The 22,181-nt window shown below is 59.8% G+C and carries 21 protein-coding genes, 4 tRNA genes and 1 pseudogene; 18 read left to right on the top strand and 8 right to left on the bottom strand.

Translation table 11 applies throughout. The features are described from left to right. The first annotated feature begins 47 nt into the window (after positions 1–47). The 5 genes from DT23_RS14345 to DT23_RS14325 all read left to right on the top strand — a co-directional run bounded on the left by DT23_RS14345 (position 48) and on the right by DT23_RS14325 (position 2,979). On the top strand, positions 48–1,061 hold the full coding sequence (locus DT23_RS14345) for an ABC transporter substrate-binding protein (RefSeq protein WP_038132276.1): 1,014 nt from the start codon (positions 48–50) through the stop codon (positions 1,059–1,061). A gap of 61 nt (positions 1,062–1,122) precedes the next feature. Beyond that, the gene (locus tag DT23_RS14340; RefSeq protein ID WP_038132274.1) at positions 1,123–1,911 is read left to right on the top strand and encodes an ABC transporter ATP-binding protein; all 789 of its coding nucleotides are present in this window, start codon (positions 1,123–1,125) and stop codon (positions 1,909–1,911) included. Then, positions 1,911–2,672, top strand: coding sequence for an ABC transporter permease (locus DT23_RS14335; RefSeq protein ID WP_038132273.1), 762 nt, complete (start codon positions 1,911–1,913; stop codon positions 2,670–2,672). The genes DT23_RS14340 and DT23_RS14335 overlap by 1 nt, the downstream gene beginning before the upstream one ends. 137 nt (positions 2,673–2,809) lie before the next feature. Then, a tRNA-Gly gene (locus DT23_RS14330) sits at positions 2,810–2,884 on the top strand. Positions 2,885–2,904: 20 nt separating this feature from the next. Then, positions 2,905–2,979: transfer RNA gene (locus DT23_RS14325), tRNA-Gly, on the top strand. Between the two features lie 56 nt (positions 2,980–3,035). Here the strand turns inward: DT23_RS14325 and DT23_RS14320 are convergent. Further along, positions 3,036–3,536: a hypothetical protein gene (locus DT23_RS14320; protein WP_038132271.1), complete on the bottom strand. Its 501-nt coding sequence runs from the start codon at positions 3,534–3,536 to the stop codon at positions 3,036–3,038. 151 nt (positions 3,537–3,687) lie between these two features. Between DT23_RS14320 and hisB the strand changes: the two genes are divergently transcribed. The 3 genes from hisB to DT23_RS14305 are packed head-to-tail and all read left to right on the top strand — an operon-like array spanning position 3,688 to position 5,578. Further along, positions 3,688–4,275, top strand: a complete 588-nt coding sequence (hisB, locus tag DT23_RS14315; RefSeq protein ID WP_038132270.1) for an imidazoleglycerol-phosphate dehydratase HisB — start codon at positions 3,688–3,690, stop codon at positions 4,273–4,275. Continuing rightward, a complete protein-coding gene (gene hisH / locus DT23_RS14310; RefSeq protein ID WP_038132268.1) occupies positions 4,275–4,913 on the top strand; it encodes an imidazole glycerol phosphate synthase subunit HisH in 639 nt (212 codons plus the stop codon). The genes hisB and hisH overlap by 1 nt, the downstream gene beginning before the upstream one ends. After that, the gene (locus DT23_RS14305; RefSeq protein WP_038132267.1) at positions 4,910–5,578 is read left to right on the top strand and encodes a Dph6-related ATP pyrophosphatase; all 669 of its coding nucleotides are present in this window, start codon (positions 4,910–4,912) and stop codon (positions 5,576–5,578) included. The genes hisH and DT23_RS14305 overlap by 4 nt, the downstream gene beginning before the upstream one ends. Here the strand turns inward: DT23_RS14305 and DT23_RS14300 are convergent, their stop codons facing one another. Continuing rightward, on the bottom strand, positions 5,579–5,968 hold the full coding sequence (locus tag DT23_RS14300) for a DUF2147 domain-containing protein (RefSeq protein ID WP_038132266.1): 390 nt from the start codon (positions 5,966–5,968) through the stop codon (positions 5,579–5,581). 164 nt (positions 5,969–6,132) lie between these two features. Between DT23_RS14300 and hisA the strand changes: the two genes are divergently transcribed. After that, on the top strand, positions 6,133–6,852 hold the full coding sequence (gene hisA / locus DT23_RS14295; RefSeq protein WP_038132264.1) for a 1-(5-phosphoribosyl)-5-[(5-phosphoribosylamino)methylideneamino]imidazole-4-carboxamide isomerase: 720 nt from the start codon (positions 6,133–6,135) through the stop codon (positions 6,850–6,852). 254 nt (positions 6,853–7,106) lie between these two features. Here hisA and DT23_RS14290 read toward each other — a convergent pair. Beyond that, positions 7,107–7,181 (bottom strand) — tRNA-Gln (locus DT23_RS14290). 99 nt (positions 7,182–7,280) lie between these two features. On the opposite strand from DT23_RS14290, the gene DT23_RS14285 reads away from it, so the two are divergent. The 4 genes and pseudogenes from DT23_RS14285 to DT23_RS19590 form a co-directional block, all read left to right on the top strand. After that, positions 7,281–8,471 (top strand): BaiN/RdsA family NAD(P)/FAD-dependent oxidoreductase, encoded by a 1,191-nt coding sequence (locus tag DT23_RS14285; protein WP_038132263.1) that lies wholly within the window; start codon positions 7,281–7,283, stop codon positions 8,469–8,471. 26 nt (positions 8,472–8,497) lie between these two features. After that, positions 8,498–8,956, top strand: coding sequence for a GNAT family N-acetyltransferase (locus DT23_RS14280; protein WP_038132262.1), 459 nt, complete (start codon positions 8,498–8,500; stop codon positions 8,954–8,956). Positions 8,957–8,997: 41 nt separating this feature from the next. Then, a tRNA-Arg gene (locus DT23_RS14275) sits at positions 8,998–9,074 on the top strand. A 121-nt stretch (positions 9,075–9,195) separates the two neighbouring features. Continuing rightward, positions 9,196–9,312: pseudogene (locus DT23_RS19590) on the top strand (IS3 family transposase); the annotation flags it as partial. A 370-nt stretch (positions 9,313–9,682) separates the two neighbouring features. On the opposite strand, the gene DT23_RS18695 reads toward DT23_RS19590, so the two are convergent. Beyond that, positions 9,683–12,409, bottom strand: a complete 2,727-nt coding sequence (locus tag DT23_RS18695) for a trypsin-like peptidase domain-containing protein (protein WP_051697315.1) — start codon at positions 12,407–12,409, stop codon at positions 9,683–9,685. Between the two features lie 352 nt (positions 12,410–12,761). Beyond that, entirely contained in the window at positions 12,762–14,078 is a 1,317-nt protein-coding gene (locus tag DT23_RS14255) for an MFS transporter (protein ID WP_051697314.1), read from the bottom strand. Positions 14,079–14,433: 355 nt separating this feature from the next. Between DT23_RS14255 and DT23_RS14250 the strand changes: the two genes are divergently transcribed. The 5 genes from DT23_RS14250 (at position 14,434) to DT23_RS14230 (ending at position 19,289) form a co-directional block, all read left to right on the top strand. Then, positions 14,434–14,901: a YbaK/EbsC family protein gene (locus DT23_RS14250; RefSeq protein ID WP_038132259.1), complete on the top strand. Its 468-nt coding sequence runs from the start codon at positions 14,434–14,436 to the stop codon at positions 14,899–14,901. A 128-nt stretch (positions 14,902–15,029) separates the two neighbouring features. Then, positions 15,030–15,488 carry a DUF2852 domain-containing protein gene (locus DT23_RS14245; RefSeq protein WP_038132258.1) on the top strand — a complete coding sequence of 153 codons (459 nt, stop codon included), beginning with the start codon at positions 15,030–15,032 and terminating at the stop codon, positions 15,486–15,488. A 154-nt stretch (positions 15,489–15,642) separates the two neighbouring features. Then, a complete protein-coding gene (locus DT23_RS14240) occupies positions 15,643–16,473 on the top strand; it encodes an arginyltransferase (protein ID WP_038132256.1) in 831 nt (276 codons plus the stop codon). A gap of 322 nt (positions 16,474–16,795) precedes the next feature. Continuing rightward, on the top strand, positions 16,796–17,902 hold the full coding sequence (locus DT23_RS14235; protein ID WP_038132255.1) for a TRAP transporter substrate-binding protein: 1,107 nt from the start codon (positions 16,796–16,798) through the stop codon (positions 17,900–17,902). A gap of 274 nt (positions 17,903–18,176) precedes the next feature. Then, a complete protein-coding gene (locus tag DT23_RS14230) occupies positions 18,177–19,289 on the top strand; it encodes a TRAP transporter substrate-binding protein (protein ID WP_038132254.1) in 1,113 nt (370 codons plus the stop codon). A 90-nt stretch (positions 19,290–19,379) separates the two neighbouring features. Here DT23_RS14230 and DT23_RS19825 read toward each other — a convergent pair whose 3' ends face one another. From DT23_RS19825 to DT23_RS14215, 3 genes are all read right to left on the bottom strand, one after another. After that, entirely contained in the window at positions 19,380–19,547 is a 168-nt protein-coding gene (locus DT23_RS19825) for a hypothetical protein (protein ID WP_156023968.1), read from the bottom strand. Between the two features lie 132 nt (positions 19,548–19,679). Next, positions 19,680–21,413 carry a TRAP transporter large permease gene (locus DT23_RS14220; protein WP_038132251.1) on the bottom strand — a complete coding sequence of 578 codons (1,734 nt, stop codon included), beginning with the start codon at positions 21,411–21,413 and terminating at the stop codon, positions 19,680–19,682. Next, positions 21,414–21,983 carry a TRAP transporter small permease subunit gene (locus DT23_RS14215; protein ID WP_038132360.1) on the bottom strand — a complete coding sequence of 190 codons (570 nt, stop codon included), beginning with the start codon at positions 21,981–21,983 and terminating at the stop codon, positions 21,414–21,416. Positions 21,984–22,181: the final 198 nt, after the last annotated feature.

Raw genomic sequence — 22,181 nt, 5'->3', positions numbered from 1 at the left:
TATTTCAAACGGCCCAATCGGCCCGGATGATGACAATGAGGATCGCGATGTTTCACCCTAACCCCCCCCTGATCGCCGCAACGCTTATCGGCTTTAGCGCGACACTCGCGCAGGCGGACACCAAGTTTCCCTTTGCGCTGGATTGGAAATTCGAAGGCCCGTCCGCCCCGTATTTTCTAGCCGTGGATGACGGGTTTTACACCGATGCGGGTCTTGATGTGGAAATCTCCGAGGGCAAAGGCTCGCTTGATGCGATTCCAAAGGTCGCGACGGGGGCCTATCCGGTGGGATTTGCCGATATCAACTCGCTGATGAAGTTCCTCGACCAGAACCCCGGCGCGCCGGTGACGGCGGTGATGATGGTTTATGACAAGCCGCCCTTTGCGGTGGTCGGGCGCAAGGATCTGGGCGTGAACACCCCCAAGGATCTTGAGGGCAAGGTGCTGGGCGCGCCGCCGCCCGATGGCGCTTGGGCGCAATTTCCGATCTTCGCCGCCGAGACTGGTTTGGATATGGACAAGATCACCGTTGATCCCGTTGGTTTTCCGGTGCGCGAGCCGATGCTGGCACAGGGCAAGGTCGATGCGATCGCGGGGTTCTCTTTCTCTTCAACGCTGAACCTCAAGCGCCTTGGCGTGCCGCTCGATCAACAATCGGTGCTGCTGATGGCCGATTATGGCGTGGCGCTTTATGGCAATGCGATCATCGTGAACACCGATTACGCCAAGGCCCATCCCGATGAAATCACGGGTTTTATCGAAGCCACGGCCCAAGGCTGGAAAGCGGCGATTGCCGATCCGGGCAAGGCGGTGGATGCGCTGATCAAACGTAATCCGGCGGCCGATAAGGCGCTGGAAACCGAGCGGTTGCAGATGGCGATTGATGCCAACGTCCTGACCGATTTCGTCAAGGAAAATGGCATGGGCAGCATTGATCCGGCCCGCATGGACAAAGCGATTGAGCAGACCAAACTGGTCTATGACTTCACGCACACCCCTGATGCGGCGCTTTACTTCGACAGCACCTATCTGCCCAAAGATGGCAGCCTCAAGATCGACTGATCCTCCCGGGGGCGGGCGGCTCCTCCCGTCGCTCGTCCCCACTTTTTTGTTTGGCAGGTTCATGGATACGCTTATCGACATTCGCGGCGTCACGCACGCCTATCAAACCAAACACGGCCCCCTTCCGGTGTTGGACGACCTCAACCTGTCAGTGCCCGAGGGCGAGTTCTGCGCGGTGGTCGGCCCTTCGGGGTGCGGAAAATCCACGCTGACGCGGCTGGTTGCGGGGCTGATGAAGCCCGATCAGGGCGAGGTCTTTCTGCATGGTGAAAAGATCACCGGGCCGCGTAAGACCGTGGGCATGGCGTTTCAAAATCCGGTGCTTCTGGAATGGCGCAGCATCCTTGAAAACGTGATTCTGCCGCTGGAAATCGTCGCCCCTGGCATGGCGCGCGCCGACAAGATCGCGCGGGCAGAGCATCTGCTGGACATGGTCGGGCTGAAGGGGTTCGAGACCAAGCGTCCCTCGGAACTGTCCGGCGGGATGCGCCAGCGCGCCAGCCTGTGCCGCTCTATCGTGCATAAGCCCGAAGTGCTGATTATGGACGAACCCTTTGGCGCGCTTGACAATTTCACGCGCGAAGACCTGTGGCAAACGATGCGCGATCTGCGCGCCGCCGAACCGTTTACCGCCGTTTTGATCACCCACGACCTGCGCGAAAGCGTGTTTCTGGGCGATCAGGTGGTCGTGCTGTCGGGGCGTCCGGCGCGCACGCAATATGTTCTCGATGTCGATCTGCCCAGCGACCGGACGATCGACATTCTTTATGAACCCACGGCCGTCAATATGCTGCATGATCTGCGCGATCAGATCCGTATTGCGCAGGGCCGTGACGGGGGGGCGCATTGATGGATTGGAAGAAAATCGCCACGCCGCTTTTGTCGATCATCGCGTTTCTGGCGTTTTGGGAGTTCATCGTCTGGGCGAATAACTGGCCCAATTACGTGATGGCCTCGCCCTCGGATCTGCCTGCGGCCTATGAGAAATATTGGAAGCTGTTTTTGATCGACAGCTGGCAGACCTTGTGGCGCACGGTGGCGGGGCTGGCGCTGGCGGTGGTGTTTGGCACGTCGCTGGGCATGGTCATGGGGTTTTCGAGAACCGCGCGCGATGCGCTGTATCCGCTGCTGGTGGGGTTCAACGCGATCCCCAAGGCGACCTTGGTGCCGGTCTTGGCGCTGCTGTTTATCGGCCAGCATGATTTCAATACCGTGCTGATGGCGTTCCTGATTTCGTTCTTTCCAATCGCGGTGTCGGTCGGGATTGGCCTGTCCACGCTAGAGCCGGAATACCGCGATATTCTTGGCGCGCTTGGGGCGTCAAAACTGACGATTTTCCGCAAGATCGCGCTGCCCAAGACCCTGCCCGAGTTTTTCGGCGCGCTGAAAGTCTCGGTCACGCTGGCCTTTATCGGCACCAACCTGGTTGAGATTATCTCTCCGCATGGCAAAGGGTTGGGGTCGCTGTTTCAATCAGGTGCGACCAATGGCGATTACCCGTTGATGTTTGCGGTGCTCATCGCGCTCGCGTTTCTCGGGATCGTTTTGTATTATGCGGTCGTGGCGTTGGAGAAGGTCTTTGCCGGCTGGGCCGAGCGCCCCGCAAGCTAAGGGAAACGGGGCGCGCATAAATCCCCACCAAACGCACCCTGCCCGCCTGCGTAAATTCCGAAAATTAGCGCGGTCGATGAATTTCCTCTTGCAGCGGCGCGCGCGATCCCCTAAATCCGCGACCACTGAACCGGTATGCGGGCGTAGCTCAGGGGTAGAGCATAACCTTGCCAAGGTTAGGGTCGGGCGTTCGAATCGCCTCGCCCGCTCCAGTTCAGACATACCCAAGGATGCGGGCGTAGCTCAGGGGTAGAGCATAACCTTGCCAAGGTTAGGGTCGGGCGTTCGAATCGCCTCGCCCGCTCCAAAAACAAAAGACCTCCCTTCGGGGAGGTCTTTGTCATTTCCGTCCTTACCAACCGATCATCCGGCAGCCGCCGAGGGCGGCGCCACGCAAGTTTTTGGCCCCGAAGACCGGCTGCAATGATCGCTGAGCAGACATTTGGCGCAAATATCGGGTGTATCGGGGCTGGGTGCGCAATCCACCGGGCCGTGGTCGAGGAAATAGGTCACGATTTCCATCAGGTCTTCGACATCGGCAGGGCGGCGCAGCACGCAGCGCAGGGAAGACAGCATCGAGAACAACTCACCTTGCGAAAACAGCGTGCTATCCGAGAGCAGCACCGTCACCAGATCAGGGTTGCGAAACTGCCCAGCCAACGCCACTGAAATCGCGCTTTCCACATCCCCGTGCCCGGCGTTGGGAAACAGGTTGGCAAGCAGCAGATCGGGCGTATTTACCCGCATTTCAGCCATCGCAGGGGGCAGTTTGTCGGTATGGGACACCTCATGGCCCAGAAATTGCAGGCGCTGCGTCGCGAGCGCCATCTCCAATGACCTTTCCTCAAGGATCAAAACCTTCATCGATGTCTCCACTGGCAAATGTTTGGTAGGGAAAAGCAGGTTCCGTTTAAGATCGCGCTAAGAAAGAGGCGCAAAACGGATCTTAAGGGACAAACGCTTAACAACCTCTTTTCAGCGGCCTATAAGGCAGACAGCAACAAGGAGCCGCCCGATGCGCAAGGCCACGATCAGCCGCACCACCGCCGAAACCGATATCTCTGTCGAGATCAATCTTGACGGTCGGGGAACCTATGACAACCAGACCGGCGTCGGGTTTTTCGACCACATGCTCGACCAGCTCTCGCGCCATTCGCTGATCGACATGACCATCCGCGCCAAGGGCGATCTGCATATCGACGATCACCACACGGTCGAGGATGTGGGCATCGCGCTGGGTCAGGCCTTGACCAAGGCGCTTGGCGACAAGCGTGGGATTCGCCGCTATGGCCACTTCGCGCTGGCGATGGATGATGCGCAGATCAGCACTGCGCTGGATCTGTCGGCGCGCCCGTTTCTGGTGTGGAACTGCGACATGCCCACCGCCAAGATCGGCACGTTTGACACCGAACTGGTGCGCGAGTTCTTTCAGGCGCTCTCCACCCATGGCGGGATTACGCTGCATATCGACCGGGTGCATGGGCTGAATGCGCATCACATCGCCGAAGCCGCGTTCAAATCGGTTGCGCGCGCGCTGCGTATGGCTGTTGAGGCCGACCCGCGCATGGCAGACAGCCTGCCCTCGACCAAAGGGGCGCTCTGATGCTGACGGCGCTGGTTGATTACGACAGCGGCAATCTGCATTCGGCGGAAAAAGCATTTCACCGCATGGCCGATGAAACCGGCCACGGCACAATCGTCGTGACATCCGAGCCCGACGTGGTGGCGCGCGCCGATCGCATCGTGCTGCCCGGCGATGGGGCGTTTCCGTCGTGCCGCGCCGCTCTGCACCGCTTTAGCGGCTTGGCCGAGGCGATTGACGAGGCGGTGACGGCGAAATCCCGCCCCTTCCTTGGGATTTGCATCGGTATGCAGATGCTGGCGACGCGCGGGTTGGAATTCGAGGAAACCGAGGGGTTTGGCTGGATCCCCGGCGAGGTCGTCAAAATCACCCCCGATGATCCGGCGATGAAAGTGCCGCATATGGGCTGGAACGATCTGGTGATCGACAACCCTCATCCGGTGCTGGCAGGGATCGCAACCGGTGATCACGCCTATTTCGTGCATAGCTATCACTTCAAAGTGGCCGAGCGCAGCGATCTGCTGGCCCATGTTGATTATGGCGGGCCGATCACCGCAATCGTCGGACGCGGCAATGTCGTGGGCACGCAGTTCCACCCCGAGAAATCGCAAGCCACGGGCCTGCGGCTGATCGCAAACTTTCTTAGCTGGAAACCGTGAGCGCGCCGAAGGCGGTCCTGTCCTGGTCCTCGGGCAAGGATTGCGCGATGGCGCTGCATATGTGCCGCAGCGAAGGTCTGGCCGATGTCGTTGCGCTGCTCTGCACCACGAATGAGGCGTTCGACCGCGTTGCGATGCACGGCACGCGTAACGCTATTTTGCGTGCGCAGGCGGCGGCCACGGGCTTGCCGCTGATCGAAGTGCCGCTGCCCTGGCCCTGCGCGAACGAGGATTACGAGGCGCGTATGGCAAGCGCGATGGATCAGGTCCGCGCGCTGGGTGTCGAGACGATGGTGTTTGGCGATCTGTTCTTGCAGGACGTGCGCGACTACCGCATCGCGCAACTGGCCCCGCTTGGCGTTACCGCGCTGTTCCCGCTTTGGGGGCGCGCGACCGATGAACTGGCGCGCGAGATTATCGCGCTGGGGTTTGAGGCCCATTTGGTCACCGTGGACCCGGCCAAACTTGACCCATCCTTCGCGGGCCGCAAATTTGATGCGCAGCTGCTGGCCGACCTGCCCGAAGGCGTCGATCAGTGCGGCGAAAACGGCGAATTCCACACCGCCGTCTCAGCCGGTCCGATCTTTGATGCGCCGCTGAACGTAGAGGTCGGCGAAACCGTGCTGCGTGACGGTTTCGCCTATGCCGATCTTAGCCTCAGCTAATCACTTCACGCGCTGCCAATCCTGCGATTTGCAAAACAGCCCGCCCGCAACACAGCCCGCCAGCGCCATTGCGTTGCCCTGAAGGGTGATCTTGCCAAGATAGATTTTGTTGTTGGACGGACGCCAGACCTTGCCCTCGTATTTGCCGCCGCCCTTGGGCGCCATGTCGATGACGATCTGTTTGCCCTCGTTACCGGTCTTGACCTCTTGCCCCTTGGCATCAAAGCTTTTGGTGATGTTGCCACAAAACGCAGCCCCACAGGGTTTGATCGTGACATAGGCGAATTTGCCCGCATCAGGCTGGGTTTTCCACATACCCTCAATCGGGTCGGCGAAAACCGCCCCCGCACTGAGCGCGAGTGCTGCGGCTGCCAGCATCACTGTCTTCATGGTAAATTTCCTCCCTTTTACCGATCTCGCGGCTATCAGGGCACGGCGCCCGATTCCGGGCAAGCCTGACGTGACGTCCGCGTCAATCTGTGCAAGGTCTTTGAGCGCCTCTTGCCCCGTGGCCCCGCGCCGTGGCATGAGGCGCAAAACGATGGAGAGCCGTGATGATCCTGTATCCCGCAATCGACCTCAAAGACGGGCACTGCGTGCGCCTGTTGCATGGCGAGATGGACAAGGCGACCGTGTTCGGTGACGACCCTGCCGCGCAAGCCGCGCAATTCGAGGCAGCGGGCTGCGAGTGGGTGCATCTGGTCGATCTGAACGGCGCTTTCGCCGGGGAACCGGTCAACGCCTCTGCCGTCGAGGCGATCCTCGCGCGGATCAAAGTGCCCGCACAGCTGGGCGGCGGTATCCGCGACATGGCCACGATCGAGCGCTGGCTGGAACGTGGCCTCTCGCGCGTGATCCTTGGCACCGTTGCCGTCGAGAACCCCGACCTCGTGCGCGAAGCCGCGCGCGCTTTCCCCGGTCAGGTCGCGGTGGGCATCGACGCGCGCAACGGCAAAGTCGCCACCAAAGGCTGGGCCGAGGAAACCGACGTGATGGTCACCGATCTCGCGCGCAGCTTTGAAGACGCAGGCGTGGCCGCGATTATCTACACCGACATCCTGCGCGATGGCGCGATGGGCGGCCCCAATATCGCCGCCACCGAGGCTTTGGCGCGTGCCGTCTCCATCCCGGTCATTGCAAGCGGCGGGGTGTCTTCGCTGCCCGACCTGATCACCCTGCGCGACACCGGCGTGATCGCAGGCGCGATTTCCGGGCGCGCGCTGTATGACGGGGCGATTGATCTGCAAACGGCTTTGGCAGCGCTGAAAGCCTAAGCCAAGCGCCCCCTGCCCCGGCAATGGCGCATAATGTGTTTTGACCTTAGCGCGACCTCGACCGTCGCGTCCAATCCTGCACCGCCTCAGCGCGCACCCCGGAGACTTGGAAGACCGACCTGATTCGTGTCGCGCCTTGGCTCCGGGGAAATCTGGCTGCCAAGCCCGGTTGCCTCTGCGCGGACATTGGCACGCTAGGACATCGTTCCTAGCAGCGCGATGTCAGGAAAGGGTCTGGCCGTTCTAAAGGAAGTTGGCTGGGATGGTAGGATTCGAACCTACGGTACACTGTACCAAAAACAGTTGCCTTACCACTTGGCTACATCCCAACTTGGCGCGGTTTCTAGCTAAGGCGGCGCGGCGCTGCAAGGGAAAAATCGCGCAAATTTCCGATTGCGTGTGATCGCGGGCTCGGGCAAGGGACAGGCATGGAAACCACTGATGTCGTCATTCTGGGTGCAGGTGCCGCTGGGCTTATGGCTGGGATCGAAGCCGGGCGGCGGGGTCGGCGCGTTATCGTGCTCGATCATGCGCGTGCTCCGGGCGAGAAGATTCGCATTTCGGGCGGCGGGCGATGCAATTTCACCAATCGCGCGCTCACGCGGCAAAATGCGATGGCGCGGTTTTTGTCGGCCAATCCGCGCTTTGCGCTGTCGGCGCTGTCGCGCTACACGCCCGATGATTTCATCGCCCGCATCGACGCGGCGGGGATTGCGTGGCACGAAAAACATCTGGGTCAGTTGTTTTGCGATGGCAAAGCGACTCAGGTGGTCGATCTGCTGGTGCGCGATCTGCGCGCGGCGGGGGGCGCGTTGCGTTTACAAGTGAGCGTCGAGGGGGTGAGCCGCACCGCAGACGGGTTCAGCGTTGCCACCAGCGCGGGGCCGATCCTTGCGCACTCGGTGATCGTGGCGACGGGCGGCAAGTCGATTCCCAAGATGGGCGCGACCGGGATCGGTTATCAGATCGCGCGCGATTTCGGGCTGGGCCTGATCGAGACCCGCCCTGCCCTCGTGCCGTTGACCTTCGCCGAGCAAGATCTGGCCCGCTCCGCGCCGCTGTCGGGCATCGCGCTGGAGGCACGCGTCGGGCATGGCAAGATCGGTTTTGACGAGGCGCTTTTGTTCACCCATCGCGGGCTGTCTGGGCCTGCGATCTTACAGATCTCCAGCTATTGGCGCGAGGGTGACACGATCGAGGTCGATCTGATGCCGGGGCGCGATATCGCCGCCGATCTGGCCGATCAGCGCGCCAGTGCAGGCAAGCAGGCGTTGCACAATGCGCTGGCGCGCCACATGCCCGACAAGCTGGCGCAGTATGTCGTGACCGATACCGGGCTGACGGGGCGCTTGGCCGATCAGCCCAACACCGCGCTGGCCAAGATCGCCGAGCGGGTGCATCGCTGGCAGGTGCGCCCTGTCGGGTCTGAGGGGTATCGCACCGCCGAGGTCACGCTGGGCGGCGTTGACACCACCGAGCTGGATGCCAAAACCCTGCAGGCGCGCGCCGTTGAGGGGCTGTATTTCATCGGCGAAGTTGTCGATGTTACCGGCTGGCTTGGCGGGTATAATTTCCAATGGGCTTGGGCCTCGGGTTGGGCCGCAGGTCAGGTGGCCTAAGTGCCTTAGAGAACGAGAGAGCTTTTATGATCACGATCACCCGCGAGTCGCCCTTGCAGCCGGATCTGGCCGATCTGCACGCCCGTCACCATCACGCGATGCATGTCGATACGCCCCCTGAATCGATCCACATGATGCCCCCCGAGGCGCTGGCCATCCCGGAAGTCGCGTTCTTTGTGATGCGCGAGGGGACGGCGGTGATCGGCATGGGCGCCTATAAACGCCTCACCCCCGAACACGCCGAAATCAAGTCGATGCATGTGCTGGCCGAACTGCGCGGACGTGGCCTTGCGCGCCAGATGCTTGACCATCTGATCACGCAGGCCCGCAGTGACGGGCTCACCCGCATCAGCCTTGAAACCGGCACACAACCCTCGTTCGAACCCGCCCGCATCCTGTATCTGCGCGCAGGCTTTCAGGAATGCCCACCCTTTGGCAGCTATCGCGAAGATCCCAATTCCGTCTACCTGACCCGCGCGATCTAAACTTGCACGCCCGCGCAATCTGTCGCATTTAGGCAGCCTGCGGTCCCTTAGCTCAACTGGATAGAGCAGCTGACTTCTAATCAGCAGGTTGAGGGTTCGAGTCCTTCAGGGATCGCCATTTTATTGTTTAAGACCCCGCCGAGCAAGCGGGCCCATTCGATGAGCCCTCGCGGAACCTGTCACGAGTTCAAGCTGGTCCGCGCAGCGGAGCAAATGATCCGGGGGATCATTTGCAGGGGCAGGACGTGTTCGATTACATCGAGATGTTCTACAACCCGAAGCGCAAGCATGCGAGAAACAGGATGCTGTCGCCCGTCGAGTTCGAACAGCAGCGGAAACTGAGCCCCGAAGGCGTCTACGAATCTAGGGGCTATTCAGTCTACCAGCCTGCCTTTCTCAGCAAAGCCGCAACCCTGGGCTAACCATATCGGCCATACTGGCGCGTCAATCCGGGACATGCCCTGCCCCATCAGCACCTCAACGTGTCGTAACTTCACGACAACCTCTTCGGGCTTGGGTCTCTTGATCGCCGATCTTGGTCCTCCGCTTTCCTGACGATAAGGGCGGACCACTTCAAAGGGGGAGGCTCATTCGCGCCGTTCGCAGCATCGCAAAGAAGGCGCCTTGCGCCCTTCGTGCCCGGCCAGACGTGGAGGGCCGCCGACCAGAACACAACGAACCTTGGCGACTGCCGCCAAGGTTTTCATTGCGAGCGGTTCTCAGACCTCATTTCTTGCCCGCACTGCCGATCTGTATCGGCGCGTCGCGGCTGACCATGCGGATCACCAGCGGCACATGGTCAGACACGTCGCGGGTGAAATCCGCCACCGATTTGTCGAGCCGCACGATGGCTGCGTCGTCGCCGCTGATCGGGGCCATGTGGACATCGTTGCTGACCACGATGTGATCAATCAGCGAGCGATATCTCGCCCCGACATAGGACAGCGCATTGTCGGCGGCATCATCTGTGGTCAGCGTGAACAGATCGGGCGCATCGGTGAGCGGGCCAAGCACGTCGGTATTCAGCGTCTCATTCAGATCACCGCCCAGAACCACGGGCAGCTTTTCGGTCTTGCGGATGTCGGCGATCACCTCGGTCAGGATCTCGGCGGCAAGGCGACGGCGGGCCTTGCTTTGCGGGTCGCCGAACGCCTTGAGGTGCAGCAGGATCATGATGAATTCCACCGGATCGCCCCCCTCCGTATTGGGGGCCACTTTGACCGTTGCGATCAATGGGCGGCGCGGAAAGGCCGTGCGCCCTGACTCCGTTGTCGCGGCCCAAGCCGTTTTGTGGCGGTTCAGGATCTTGGCGGAAATGTTCACTTCCGTGGTCTTGCTGTCATACAGAACGGCCAGATCCTGCCTGCCTTTGACGTCCAGATATTTGTAGTCGTAGCTATGCCCAAGGGCCTGAAGCGACGCAATCAGACGCTCCATCGCGTCTTTTTGCACCTCGACCAAGCCCATGGCGTCCAGCGACAGATGGCCCAGCACGCAGGCCACCTTGTCAACGCGGGTGTCGGAAATGGCGTCATTGAAATGCTCGATATTCCAGAAACCGATATCGGCGAATTCAAGCGAGCCCTTATATTCGGGCACTTCCACTTCCTGCACGCTGGAGCCGGTGATGCCCGCAATGTCAAAGAACCCAAGATGCGGAGAGCTGTCGGGGACCGTTGAAAGCAGCTCCATCAACTTGAAGGAGGCGGTGGCTTCGATGTGCTGGCGGGCCACCAGATGGGATACGATGGCCGCGATGCGCACGCCTTCGTTCGTGGTTACGCCCCCTTCAACCCAACCCGCGTGATGCAAGGCCACCAGATCCCACGTGTTGTTGAACACCGGGCTGCCCGATGATCCCGGTTCGGTGTCGGTTTCATACCAGATCACCTTATCCTTGACGCGCAACACGTCGTTATTGTGCAGCGCGACTTCCTTGGGACGCCCGCGCGGGTGCTGCACGATATTGACCTTTTCGCCGCGCGTCACGGTGGATGGGTTGCGCAGCAGCGGGATCGGGTCAAAGATCTCCAGCGCGGGGTCGTCACAGCCAACGATGGTGAAATCCAACTCCGTGGAGGTTACGAAAAACCGATCCGGATCAAGGTTGACCATTAGGCTGGCACCGCCCTCCTCGAAGTTGAACTCGGCAACGGCTTCGCGGGCTTCGTCTTCGTCGCCGATGACGTGGTTGTTGGTCATGATGAAGTTGCGCGTCGCGATCATAAAGCCGGTGCCCGAGCCGCCGGGCAGGTTGATGCGACAGACCGCAGCGGCCGCATCCGCGCCGCGATAGAGAAAGCTGGCAGGCAGGAAATCGGCCCCGCCAGATATCTTTTCGAAATGCTGCGAAATATCCTGCTCGATTTCCTTGCGGCGGGCTTCGTCTTCGGTGGGTGGCAAAGGCGTGTCGAGCAATTCGCGGCCCCGATGATCGACCAATTCGCGAAACGCCTCGGGGTTGAGGTCATGCGCGTCGATCTTGGCCTCTTTGCCCGGCGACAGCGGGGCTGTGACCTCAAACGGAGCGTTCGCCCCAAACATCGAGTCAATAATAGCGCGGAACTTCCCGGCCGCCGCGCCATAGCCGGTGTTGTTGGGGTGCAATTCATCGTGCCAGTTGCTGCCCACGCAATTCAGGCAACTCACGCGAACGACAGATCCGGGGAATTCCGCGGCGAGATCGACTAGGGCCGTGTTGAAACGCTCTACCAGCTCTGCCACGATTTGCGCCTGTAGCGTCTTGTCCTTGATCCCCAGCGCCTCCATCGGCTTACCCAGCCAGCGCGCGTTCGCGGGTTGCGCGTAATCATAGCCGTGACACAGGATTTTCAGGTTGGGGAACTCAGCCAGCAGCGTCGTAAAGATCGAGCGGTAGACGCCGATGATATCCTTGAGCCGTTTGGTGAACGTGGAGTTGGGATAATCCTTGGCCAGCTTGCCAGTCTTGAACGGGTGCAATGCGGTTTGCAGCATCCCGTCGCCCAGCAGATCATTGCCGCCACCGCTGATCAGAAACACATGCGGGTTATGCTGGCGCACCGCTTGCAGGATCTCGTCTTGATCCAGCATGTCTTGAACCAGATCCCCCGCCGCCCCGAGGCTGTAAATCGCGTAGTCGTCAAACAGCTGATCAATCACATCATGCAGCAGGAACGGATACTGAAACCAGCTATCGCCCTCGGACACGACGCGCAGCCCGGTCCAGCCGTTTTCGATTTTCCGGAGGTATTTCTTTTGCCGCCGCCGCTTGGACATTGCGTTAAAAAACCGCATCGCGACATCGGCTTCGGTGCCTTCATCATCTACCAAGTCAGGGTTGATCCGCACCTGCGGCGCAAAGGCATCAGAGGCTTCGGGCGCGGCCAGTAAATAGGCGGCGATTTCCTCGTCGGGGGTGTCGATATCGCGAATTTTGGCCTTGAGTTCGGTTAATGTGATTTGCGTCGTCATAAGGCACCTTCGTGTCAGTGGGTGGACCCTGAAACCCAAGTGAAATCCGTCAAATAGCACTCAAATCGTGCGCGTCGGAATAATCGCTTTAGGCCCTGCGTGTCGCAGCATAGCACGGAAGTTGATTGAACCGGTTCCTAGCGAAACAACTATCAGGCGATCGGCTGTTTTTTGCCAAACCGGGGGCGAGGTCGATTTTGTCGACCGCATCGCGCGTCGCGAATCACGCGCCTTGCATGATGTCGCGCGTGCCGTGGCGGCGGGCTTGTCTGCTTGGAAATTCTAGTGCTTGAGGTTTGCGAACGCCCTATTCCTGAGACAGGTCAGGACATCCGCAAACCTCTCGTCCGGGTTATACGCGCACAGCATCCCGGTCGGGACGATGAAACAGCGCGGTCAAAACTACCGAGGATATCCCTAGCCCCGCCATCAACAAAAAGGCTTCAACGAAGCTTCCGCTTGTGCCCACGACCCAGCCCGTAATCGTGGGGGCCAGAAAGCCCGAGATTGCAAATCCCAGATCCATGATTCCAAGCGCCGTGGCCGAGCGATCCGGTGCAACGTCGATATTGACTGCGTAGTAAGCTGCATTTGCGCCCATTGAGGCCGCCAAGGCGATGGTGATCAGCGTCAACGCCACCGTCAGATTAGAGGTGAATGCTACGGGGATGACGACAAGTGCTGCAATCGCCTGCGTTACCGCGATCATCGCCGAGCGCGACAGGCGCAACGAACGGGTGCGCGCCAAAAGTTTGTCCGAAAGATACCCCAATCCCAGCAACACCACGGCCGCCGCCGCCCAAGGCACCACGGAAAACCAGCCGACAGCCGAAACGGACAGCCCGAAATCTTTCTCCAGATACCCCGGCAACCACGTCATGAAGAAGAACAGGAAGTATCCGAATACGAAAAACGCCCAGTAATTCACCAGCAGAGTCGGGTTGGTAAACAGTCGTTTCCATGTCGTTTTCGGGCGCTGAATATCTGTTTTGGGGGCGTCATCATGACTGACCGTCGTGCGAATATGTGCCAGTTCGCCATCCGAAACATTGGGGCTGTCCTCGGGGTGGTTGCGAAACAGCCAGAGCCAGATCGGCAACCATGCGAGCGACACGCCGGCAAGGATATAAAACATCGCGCGCCAACCGAATGCGCCCATCAGCTCGGTCACGATCGGGGCACCGATGGCCAATGAAAACGGCACAGCAGCCAGCGAAACACCCAAGGCTTTCGCACGTTCCGCGCCCGCCAACCAACTGCCAATTGCGCCGGTCATGCCGGGGAACATCGGCCCCTCTGCCAGTCCAAGCATCGCGCGCGCGCCCAGCACCAGAAAGAAGCTCGAGGCCGCCCCGCTTAGCCAGATCGACACCGCCCAGAACGCGACCGAGATGGCCAATACGATCCGCGCGCCGAACCGGTCCACAAGGATGCCGCCCAAAAAGGTGGTGAAGGCATAGCCAAAGCCAAAGGCGCCCAAGATCACGCCGCGTTGTGCATCGCTAAGCGATAGCTCTTTGGCCATCGGCGTGATCGCATATGAGATCGCCGAGCGGTCGATATAGTTGATGATCGTGATTGCAAAGAGCAAAGCCACGACAGCCCAACGAAATTTGCCAGCTCTGCTATCGGCCCGGACTGCGGGCCCGGATTGAGTGAATTCGGTCATATAAAATCCTCCCATGACGTTTGGTGGACAAGCTAGGGCGCCACGGGAGGTTGGCGCTTAAACGCGCGAGGAAGTGAAGACGCGGTAACACGCGCGCGCCGTCGATAGCTCGCATCGCGTCAGCGGAACCGATTGACGTTGATCATCTCGTGGGCCCCAAGCCAAGACGCAGCATTGGTCGCATTCGGCGCGGCCTTACAGTCAGCGGGCAGCTACACCTATGCGGCCCTCGCAAACCATTGGGCGGCGGTCAATGGGGGGTGGACTGCGCTTTCATCTAGCCCTAAATACTCCCGCCGGAGGCATCCATCGCCCTTCACGAGCACCGCGGTCGACATAACTCGGGGCAAGAGCCATGAGCAAATCCTTGAAACGGGTGCGCGCCGCGCTGGAGGCGGCGGGGGTCGCGCATGACATTCGCGACGTGGGTGAGGCGCGCACGGCCGCGTTGGCGGCGCAATCGGCGGGCTGCGCGCTGGATCAAATCGCCAAATCGATTATCTTCCGCGGCGAAAACACCGGCCATATCGTGCTGTTTATCACCGCAGGCGGCAATCGGGTGAGCGCGAGCAAGGCCAGCGTGGTGGCCGGCCAGCCCTTGGGCAAGGCCGATGCCGATCTGATCCGCGCGGAGACGGGCTTTGCGATTGGCGGGGTGGCGCCTTTGGGGCATCTCAACCCGGTCACCACGTTTCTGGACCCCAAGCTGATGGAATTTGATGTGATTTGGGCCGCAGCGGGCACGCCGCGCCATGTTTTCAGCATCTCTCCGCAGGATTTAAAGCGTATCAGCGGTGCAGATCAGGCCAATTTCACCGAATAAAAAAAAGCAAATCAACGGGTTTGGCGCGGAATGTAAAAAACATTCACATTAACCCTTGCAAGGCGCGACCAGAATACCGATCTTGGATGATGTAAAAGGCATTCACATCAACCCAACGGAGGTTCCCCATGGCAGCCTATGCTACCAATTCCCCCGCCCCTGTTAATCGGGGCAACTGGTTTACCCGCGCCATCGACTGGATGGACGGCAACGGACCGGGCGCATGGATTGCGCTGATGGTTGCGGGGTTCATCTTTGCTGGCCCGCTGGGGCTGGCGCTTCTGGCCTTTATCCTGGTCACCGGTCGCTTCGGGCGTCGTTGGCGCAAGGGCGGGAATCAGATGACGCGCAGCCACGGCTGTGGCTTTGGCGGGCGGATGCATGTCTCGCGCACCACTGGCAACGCCGCGTTTGACGCCTACAAGACCGACACCCTTGAACGGCTAGAGCGCGAACAGTCCGAATTCGAAGAGTTTTTGCGCCGCCTGCGGGAATCGCGCGATAAGGCCGAGTTCGACCAATACATGGAAGATCGCGCCAAAGCTGCCGCGCAAAGCGACAGTGACGACGACAGCGCCAAAGCGTAACGCCGACGCGAAATGATCGCCCTGAAACGCCCCGGTCACAGCAACCGGGGCGTTTTCTGTGCCAAGAGATCAACGATTTGCGCAGAAACACTTGGCCCGCGCGCACGGCTTTGTTAGCCTGTACCAACCCCATCCGAATTTAGACGGCCCCCTAATGCGCCATTCTCTCCCGCTTGCACCGCAGTTCTATGTGACCGCGCCGCAGCCCTGCCCGTATCTTGACGGGCGGGCCGAGAGAAAACTGTTCACGGCTTTGCAGGGGGAAGGCGCTGAAAAGCTTAACAATTCCTTATCACGCCAAGGGTTTCGTCGGTCGCAAAACGTGCTGTATCGCCCCTCTTGCGCCGATTGCACGGCCTGTTTGTCGGCGCGAATCCGGGTGGCGGATTTCACACAGTCACGCTCGCAACGCCGGATTCTCAAGCGCAACGCCGATCTGCGGCGCACCGCGACCAGCCCTTGGGCCACCGAGGAACAATACGCATTGTTCCGCCGATATCTTGATTTGCGCCATGCCGATGGCGGGATGGCGGATATGGATGTATTCGAATTTGCCGCGATGATCGAGGAAACCCCGGTCAAGTCGCGCGTTATCGAATATCGCGAAAGTGCCGCCACGCCGGGGTCGGTGCGCGCGCTGATTGCGACCTGTCTGACGGATGTGCTCGATGACGGGCTGTCGATGGTCTATTCGTTTTACGAACCCGACCGGATCAAAGACAGCCTTGGCACCTATCTGATCCTTGATCACATCGAGATCGCGCGCCGTATCGGGCTGCCCTACGTCTATCTGGGCTATTGGGTGCCGGGCTCGCGCAAGATGGGCTATAAGGCGAATTTTGCCGCGCTCGAGATTTTCAAAGGCGGCGAATGGATGGATATCGGCAACCCCGAGGATCACTCGGGCGAGACGCATCCGCTGTCGGTGGATCCTATTGCCGATCAGGTCGCGCGCATCCAGCTCCCCGACACCCGCAGCAGCTGATCTGCGAAAACGCCGCTCACTTTTGGCGCGTATTTGCGCGGCGCAGCGGAAGCGCCACCTCATCACGATCCCTTTACCGCGATCACCTGAAGCGGGGATATATCCATTGAAATCGCACAAAAAATAGCCCCGAAAGCGACCCGCGTTCTGCGCAGCGCGGATCGTAAAACATTCTTCGCGCGTCCCTCGCAACTATTGGAATTTCAAGGTTTACAGCCCCAACCGCTTGCGTAAAGTGATCGCAGGTATCGTCCAGGCAAGGCCCGCAGGGGCGTCAGGACACACCACATCACAAGAATGACACTCAACGGGAGGAAACTTTATGGATCGTCGTTCATTCCTGCGCAAAGGCGCACTTGGTGGGGCCGCTGCGGCTGCCGGCTCGACCCTTGCCGCGCCCGCCATTGCGCAAGAAAGCCCGCAAATCACGTGGCGCTTGGCCTCGTCTTTTCCGAAATCGCTCGACACGATCTATGGCGGCGCCGAGGTCATGTCGAAAATGGTCGAAGAGGCCAGCGACGGGAAGTTCAAGATTCAGGTCTTTGCCGGGGGCGAAATCGTGCCCGGTCTGCAGGTCGCTGATGCGGTGACGAACGGCACCGTCGAGGTCTGCCACACCGTGGGCTATTATTTCTGGGGCAAAGACCCGACTTGGGCGCTTGGCGCGGCTGTGCCCTTCTCGCTTAATGCGCGCGGCATGAACGCGTGGCACTACCATGGTGGCGGCATCGAGCTGTATAACGAATTCCTTGCCAAGCAAGGGCTTTACGGCCTACCGGGCGGCAATACGGGCGCGCAGATGGGCGGCTGGTTCCGCAAAGAGATCAACACCGTTGACGATCTCAAGGGGCTCAAGATGCGGGTCGGCGGCTTTGCCGGCAAGGTGATGGAAAAGCTGGGTCTGGTTCCCCAGCAAATCGCGGGTGGCGATATTTACCCCTCGCTTGAAAAAGGCACGATTGACGCCACCGAATGGGTCGGCCCCTATGACGACGAAAAGCTCGGCTTTTACAAAGTCGCGCCCTATTACTACTATCCCGGCTGGTGGGAAGGTGGCCCGACGGTTCACTTCTTCTTCTCGAAAGAGAAGATGGAAAGCCTGCCCCCGCAATATCAGGCGCTTTTGCATACGGCCTGTCAGGCTACCGATGCGGACATGCTGCAGAAATATGACATGAAGAACCCTGCCGCGCTGAAAACCCTGATGGCACAGGGCGCGCAACTGCGTCCCTTCTCGCCCGAGATCATGCAGGCCTGTTTTGAAGCAGCCAATGAGGTCTATGCGGAAATGGAAGCCAGCAACCCCGAGTTTGCGAAAATCTGGGGTTCGATCAAGGATTTCCGTAAGGATTGGTTCGGCTGGGAGCAGGTCGCGGAATACAATTACGACACCTTCATGATGCGCCAAAACATCGCTGGCCAGCTATAAGCCCAGCGGCGTTTTCTGCACTCTACCCTTTGCCCCGGCGCCCCAAAGCGCCGGGGCTTTTTCATGCGCTCGCGCTGTGCATTCGGCCCGCGGCCCTCCTTCACGCGAAGCTCACGCGGCTTTGCCCGATTTCCTGAATTTGAGGGGACTTAACGGTTTACAGCCCAAATCGGTCAAGTAAGGTGACCGCATTCGCGCGTTTCGGGGGACCCCGAGGGGTGGAGAAAGCGTGCGGAACATAAAAAGAAAACAACACTCAACGGGAGGAACCCCTATGGATCGTCGTTCATTCCTGCGCAAAGGCGCGCTTGGCGGAGCCGCCGCAGCTGCTGGCTCGGCCCTTGCCGCACCGGCCATCGCGCAAGAAAGCCCGCAAGTTACATGGCGCTTGACCTCGTCATTCCCGAAATCGCTCGACACGATTTACGGCGCGGCGGAAACCATGGCGGATTTCGTCAAGGGCGCCACCGGTGGCAAGTTCAACATCCAGGTCTTTGCGGCGGGCGAAATCGTTCCCGGCCTGCAAGCGCTTGACGCCGTCTCCAACGGCACGGTCGAGGCCTGCCACACCGCATCTTACTACTACTGGGGCAAAGACCCGACCTTCGCCTTTGCGACCGCCGTTCCCTTTGGTCTGAACGCGCGCATGCAGAACGCCTGGTTCTACTATGGCGGCGGTAATGAAATGATGAACGAATTTTACGCGAAATACGGCGTCACGGTCTACCCGTGCGGCAATACCGGCGCACAAATGGGGGGCTGGTTCCGCAAGGAAATCAATACCGTCGAAGACCTCAAGGGCATAAAAATGCGCATCGGTGGTTTTGGCGGCAAGGTGATGGAAAAGCTGGGCGTTGTGCCCCAGCAAATCGCGGGCGGCGACATCTATCCCTCGCTGGAAAAAGGCACGATCGACGCGACCGAATGGGTCGGCCCCTATGATGATGAAAAGCTCGGCTTTTATAAAGTCGCGCCCTATTACTACTATCCCGGCTGGTGGGAAGGTGGCGCAGCGCTGCAAGCGATGTTCAACAAAAAAGCCTTTGACGGCCTCCCCGAGGCGTATCAGATCGCGCTGCAAGCTGCCTCGCAGGCCGCCAATTGCGACATGCTGGCCTCCTATGACCAAAAGAACCCGACCGCGCTGAAAAAGCTGATGGCGCAAGGCGCGCAACTGCGTCCGTTCTCGCAAGAGATCATGGATGCCTGCTTCAAGGCTGCCGGTGAAGTCTATGACGAGATCAACGCGACGAACCCCGAGTTCAAAAAGGTCTATGACAGCCAGTTCGCCTTCCGGAACGACGCTTACGGCTGGTGGCAGTTGTCCGAGTTCAACTACGACTACTTCATGATGCGCCAGCAAGCGGCGGGCAATCTGAAGATGTGATCTGACTGCAATCTACGGCAAAAGGCCCCGGCATCGTCCGGGGCCTTTTTGTGTCTTGGGTGATCTTGGCGTCAGCCGGTCTATGCAGCGCTATTTCGTCGTCGCAGCACCGACAGTCGCTCCTGCCACCGCGCCAACCGGCCCGGCCACGACCAAGCCGCCTACTCCGCCTGTCGCGGCGCGCTCGGTGGCTGTATTGCCGCAGGCCGCCAAGGAGACAAGCAGCCCTCCGGCGGCTGCCAGAGCAAGAATACGCATAGCAATTCCCTTTCCCATATCAAGCGCCACAGCGGCGTCCTGCAGGAAGACGCACAAACCACCGATTTGGTTCCCGATAAAGCGAAACGGCGGCCCCGAAAGACCGCCGTTTGCCGTGTTTACTGCTGAAAGCTAGTTGCTGCCCGGTGCGGGTAAGGGTGGCAATCCGCCTCCCGCATTGCCGCCACTTGAGCTGCCCGGTGCGGGAAGTCCCGGCAAGCCGCCCAAGCCACCCAAGCCCCCCAGCCCCGGCATCTCAGGCAACGTCATGTTGATCGTAGACGGGTCAATTGGCTTGCCCTTGTAATGCATCACCATGCCCGGGAAGGCGATCACGATGGCGATCATCGCGATCTGGATGAACACAAAGGGAATAGCGCCCCAATAGATCTGCGAGGTCTTCACCGGCTCCATCTTAAAGCCTGTGACCTTATCGATATAGGGCACCTTGGCCGCAACAGATCGCAGATAGAACAGCGCAAATCCAAAGGGTGGGTGCATGAACGAGGTCTGCATGTTCACCCCCAGGATCACCCCGAACCAGATCAGGTCGATCCCCAGCTTTTCGGCCGCAGGGGCCAGAAGCGGCACGATGATGAAGGCCAGCTCGAAGAAGTCGAGGAAGAAGGCCAGGAAGAAGACCAACAGCGACACCACGATCAGGAAGCCAAGCTGGCCGCCCGGAAGCGAGGTCAGCAGATGCTCGACCCAGATCTGCCCGTTCACACCGTAGAAGGTCAGCGAGAACACCCGCGCACCCAGCAGAATGAACAGCACGAAGGCCGACAGCCGCGTCGTCGCCGCCAGTGCGTCACGCACCACCGGATAGCTGAGCCGTCCCTTGATCGCCGACAGCACCAGCGCACCGACCGCGCCCATTGCGCCGCCTTCGGTCGGGGTCGCCACGCCGAGGAAGATCGTGCCCAGAACGAGGAAGATCAGCGCCAAAGGCGGGATCAGCACGATGATCACCTGCTGCGCAAGACGGCTCATCAGGTTGATCTTGAGAAACTTATCCAGCACCGCCACCACGTAAACCAAGATCACGGCGACAGCAGCGGCCAAGATTTCCGAGTTGTTGACGCTGGAACCGGACTTCTCGAAATAGCCCATCGCGAAGTAGAAAACGACACCGGTAAAGACCAGCGCCACCAGCAGAGACATTACCCCCGACCCCAGCGTGCGCGCCTCTTTGGGCAGCGCGGGCATCGAGTTCGGCTTGATGATCGACATCACCAGAACGTAGCTTAGATACATGCCGGTCAGCACCATGCCCGGGATCATAGCGCCCCTGTACATATCGCCCACCGAACGACCCAACTGGTCGGCCAGCACGATCAGCACCAGCGAGGGCGGGATGATCTGCGCCAGCGTGCCCGAGGCCGCGATAACGCCCGTGGCGACCTTTCGGTCATAGCCATAGCGCAACATGATCGGCAGCGAGATCAGCCCCATCGCGATCACCGATGCCGCCACAACCCCCGTGGTCGCCGCAAGAAGCGCGCCCACGATGATCACCGCATAGGCCAGACCGCCGCGTACCGGACCAAAGAGCTGCCCGATCGTGTCGAGCAAATCCTCGGCCATGCCGGATTTCTCCAGCACGATGCCCATAAAGGTAAAGAATGGAATCGCTAAGAGTGTCTCGTTTGATAAGACCCCGTAGAAGCGTTGTGGCAGCGCGTTTAGCAGCGGCCAGTCAAGGTTGATCGACCCGCCGGAATAGCCCGACAATTCGACCCCGATGACGAAAAACAACAGCCCGTTCGCCGCCAGCGCAAACGCTGCCGGATAGCCCAGCAGCAGGAATACGATAAGCGAAACGAACATGATCGGCGCCATGTTCTGCGCGATAAGTTCGAGCATTTAGAGCGCCTCCTCTTCGGTGATCGGATCCATCCCGTGATGGCCGGTCAGCGCATGGGGGTCTTCCATCAACCCGCGCATCACCGCGATTTTCTTGATAATTTCAGAGATGCCTTGCGCGAAGAGTTGCCAGAAGCCGATCAGCAGCAACATCTTGGCGGGCCACAAGATCAGACCGCCCGCATTGGTCGACATCTCGCCCGAGCGCACCGACAGCATCACAAACGGCGTCAGCTTGACCAGCATCAAGATCACGAATGGCATCAGGAAGAAGATATGCCCGAACAGGTCGATCCAGTGCTGCACCTTGCGAGGGAAGGCGCCATACACGATGTCGATGCGGATATGTTCGTTTTGTTTCAGCGTGTAAGCCGCGGCCCCCAGAAAGGCGGCACCAAACAGATACCACTGCAATTCGAGCCATGAATTCGACGACATGTCGAACATTTTGCGCACAATGGCATTTGTCGCGCTGACAAGCACCGAGACCAGAATAAGCCAGGCTGCCGACTTTCCCACCCTCTCATTGATGATGTCGATCCAGCGTGACAGGGCTAGCAATCCGCCCATCATACTCCCTCCCTCTTTTTATTCGGCTCGATGTCTCGCACCTTAGCTTTTGATTGACCGCTCACACCTCGAAGGTCAAGCTTTTCCAAGGCTATTTGGTTTGCTCACCTGACCAAATAGACAAGGTCGCCCATCAAGCTCGCGTGATGACGCAACGGCAAGCACCACGCTATGACGCCGATGAAAGCCGACTTTTGT

Origin of the sequence: Thioclava indica (assembly GCF_000714545.1) — a bacterium.
Taxonomy (GTDB): domain Bacteria; phylum Pseudomonadota; class Alphaproteobacteria; order Rhodobacterales; family Rhodobacteraceae; genus Thioclava; species Thioclava indica.
The sequence above is the reverse complement of the archived record's forward strand: the minus strand, read 5'-3'. Positions and strand labels throughout refer to the sequence as shown.